Raw genomic sequence first — 3,079 nt, 5'->3', positions numbered from 1 at the left:
AACTTGATAACACGATACTTTTTCAATTCATTCACAGTGAGTAATATCCTTTTCATAAGTATTAGTTTAACATTTGGGACATTTTATGTTTCGACCTACTTAGGACATTATCACTTTCGAATGATAAGACACTGTGCTGTATCAAATCATGGTTTGACTAATGATAAAAAATTTGGTAAAATAAATATTTGGGATAGTTAGTTCAATCGCTAAAGGAGTAGCCATGATAAAAAAAGCAAGTTTAGCTTGCACGGTCTGCGGATCGCGCAATTATTCGATAAATGTGAGTTCAAATGGTCATGAAAAACGACTTGAAGTTAAAAAATTTTGCAGAACTTGCGGTAAGCATACGTTACATAAGGAGACAAGATAATGTTCAAATTCATAGGTTCAATTGTTGCTGAAATGCGACTTGTGACTTGGCCAACTAAGCGAGAAGCTCGTAGAGACTTTGCTTTGGTTGTTCAATATTCGGTTTTTTATGCTGTCGTTGTTATGATTTTCGACTGGCTTATTAACAATGGTATTCAACAAGCGGTATTAATTTTGTCACCATTTGTCAAATAAATATGATATAATATAAGAAAAGGGCGGAACAAGCCTTTTTCTTTATAGAAAAAACAGGAGAGTTACAATGTCAGAAGCATTTGAAGCAAACATTGAAGAAAATGGTAAAAAAGAGCAGACAGTTAATTTTGACCAAGGTTGGTTCGTTATCCAAACTTACTCAGGTTACGAAAACAAAGTTAAGGAAAACTTGCTTGAGCGTGCGCAAACTTACAATATGACCGATAATATCTTGCGCATTGAAATTCCGACGGAAACGGTTGAAAAAGAAGTCAACGGCAAGCGTAAGGAAGTTGAGGAAAATCTTTTCCCAGGTTATGTGCTGGTTGAGATGAATATGACTGATGAGGCTTGGTTTGTCGTGCGGAATACGCCAAATGTGACAGGTTTCGTCGGTTCTCATGGTAACCGTTCTAAACCAACGCCATTGTTTGAAGAAGAAATCCAAGAAATTCTGCAAGGCATGGGCAAACTTGTTCGTGAAATCACTTTTGATGTTTATGTCGGCAAGCCAGTCAAAATTATTGATGGCGCATTTGCTGGTTTTGAAGGACCGATTACCGAGGTCAATGGTGATAAACTGAAAGTAACGGTTGATATGTTTGGACGCGAGACACCTGTTGAGCTTGATGTACAACAAATCGACGAACTTGACCGTTAATTTATTACGAGAAAAGTTGCTAAATTCAGCAACTTTTTTTGAAATATTCAGATAATTGTGGTATATTTGATATAAGAAAACTAAACTAAATTAAGAAAAGTAGTTATTGAGCTAAGCGCCGCTCATTATCAACTAGACAAGGACTTTAACATGACATTAATCTACCAATCAACCCGCGACAAAACGAATCAAACAACCGCTAGTCAAGCTATTTTACAAGGTTTAGCTGTTGATGGCGGTCTCTATGTGCCGACACAAACACCAAAAGTCACACTTGATTTTGAAACGCTGAAAAACGCAACTTATCAAGAAGTGGCGACACTCATTTTATCAGCTTTTCTTGACGATTTCACATCGGAAGAAATTGCTTATTGTGTTGCGCAGGCTTATGATAGCAAGTTTGACGACCCGCAAATAGCGCCGCTTGTCAAGCTCAACGGTCAGTACAATCTCGAGCTTTTCCACGGTAATACGATTGCTTTCAAGGATATGGCATTGTCAATCTTGCCTTATCTGATGACGACGGCTGCCCAAAAACACGGTGTTGCGCGCGAAATTGTCATCTTGACGGCAACTTCTGGCGACACTGGAAAAGCTGCTATGGCGGGGTTTGCCAATGTACCAAACACCAAAATTGTCGTTTTTTATCCAAAAGACGGTGTGTCCAAAATCCAAGAACGTCAAATGACGACACAAATTGGCGAAAACGTCAAAGTTATCGCTATTGACGGTAACTTTGATCATGCGCAAACGACTGTCAAAGAAATGTTCAATAACGAAAATTTGCGTGACAAAATGTTTGCCAATAACAAGCAGTTTTCAAGCGCCAATTCCATGAATATTGGTCGCCTTGTGCCACAAATCGCTTACTATGTCTACGCTTATGCGCAACTTGTCAAATCTGGTGAAATTGCAAACGGCGAGGCAATCAACTTTACCGTACCGACAGGCAATTTTGGTAATATTTTAGCGGCTTATTATGCCAAACAAATCGGCTTGCCTGTTGCTAAACTTATCTGCGCGTCCAATGAAAACAACGTTTTGACTGACTTCTTCCGCACGGGTGTTTATGATAAGAATCGTGAATTTTTCGTGACAACCTCGCCGTCCATGGATATTCTCGTTTCGTCAAATCTCGAACGTTTGATTTTCCATTTGACAGGGGATAATGATACGGCTACTGCTGCATTTATGGCAAGTTTAAATGCGACTGGTGATTATAAAATCACAGACGAAATGCTTGGGAAACTCAGTGATTTTTATGCCGATTTTGCAAATGAGGCAGAAATTTCAGCGCAGATTTCGGCAACATTTAAAACGGATAAATATGTTGAAGACCCGCACACAGCAGTCGCAAGCGCCGTTTACAAGAAATATATCGCCCAAACAGCTGATCAAACGACAACTGTCGTGGTTTCAACCGCTAGTCCTTACAAGTTTCCGAAAGTTGTTGTCGAAAGTTTGGCGACAGTGACAGGCGAAGAAGACGACTTCGATTTGGTCAAGAGGTTGGCAGAAATATCTAGCACACCATTGCCAAAAGCGGTATCAGAATTGTTTGATGCGCCAGTTTTGCATCAGACGGTTGTGGCGACTGAGGAGATGCAAAAGGCGGTTGAGGCGTATTTGGAGTTGAAATAGTATTATATTTAAAGGACTGCTAATTTCGATATTAGCGGTTTTTTGTCGAAAATACAAAAACAGTTGCACAATTTTGTTTTTTTATAATAGACTTCTCCCAAAAATAAAAAAATTTGTTATACTATAGTCATGAACTATGAATCCCTCACGAAACTCAGCGATAGTCATTTTAAACGTCTAGTTGGCGTTAAACGTCCAACCTTTGAATCT

At 39.1% G+C, this 3,079-nt stretch carries 4 protein-coding genes; all 4 read left to right on the top strand.

Annotated features, from left to right (window positions below; genetic code table 11):
• Positions 1-223: 223 nt before the first annotated feature.
• Positions 224-373, top strand: a complete 150-nt coding sequence (gene rpmG, locus Hs30E_RS10700) for a 50S ribosomal protein L33 (RefSeq protein WP_172209920.1) — start codon at positions 224-226, stop codon at positions 371-373.
• Complete coding sequence (gene secE / locus Hs30E_RS10695; protein ID WP_172209919.1) at positions 373-567, top strand: preprotein translocase subunit SecE; 195 nt, start codon at positions 373-375, stop codon at positions 565-567. The genes rpmG and secE overlap by 1 nt, the downstream gene beginning before the upstream one ends.
• 67 nt (positions 568-634) lie before the next feature.
• The gene (nusG, locus tag Hs30E_RS10690) at positions 635-1,228 is read left to right on the top strand and encodes a transcription termination/antitermination protein NusG (protein WP_172209918.1); all 594 of its coding nucleotides are present in this window, start codon (positions 635-637) and stop codon (positions 1,226-1,228) included.
• 150 nt (positions 1,229-1,378) lie between these two features.
• A complete protein-coding gene (gene thrC, locus Hs30E_RS10685; protein ID WP_172209917.1) occupies positions 1,379-2,869 on the top strand; it encodes a threonine synthase in 1,491 nt (496 codons plus the stop codon).
• The last annotated feature ends 210 nt before the right edge of the window (positions 2,870-3,079 follow it).

The sequence above is a fragment of the Pseudolactococcus hodotermopsidis genome (assembly GCF_011170085.1).
GTDB lineage: Bacteria > Bacillota > Bacilli > Lactobacillales > Streptococcaceae > Pseudolactococcus > Pseudolactococcus hodotermopsidis.
This window is presented reverse-complemented; position numbering and strand designations above follow the sequence as displayed.

Bases quoted from the DNA above. Each gene is read 5' to 3' on its own strand.
- rpmG (WP_172209920.1), top strand. From the start codon at position 224: ATGATAAAAAAAGCAAGTTTAGCTTGCACGGTCTGCGGATCGCGCAAT.
- secE (WP_172209919.1), top strand. From the start codon at position 373: ATGTTCAAATTCATAGGTTCAATTGTTGCTGAAATGCGACTTGTGACT.
- nusG (WP_172209918.1), top strand. From the start codon at position 635: ATGTCAGAAGCATTTGAAGCAAACATTGAAGAAAATGGTAAAAAAGAG.
- thrC (WP_172209917.1), top strand. From the start codon at position 1,379: ATGACATTAATCTACCAATCAACCCGCGACAAAACGAATCAAACAACC.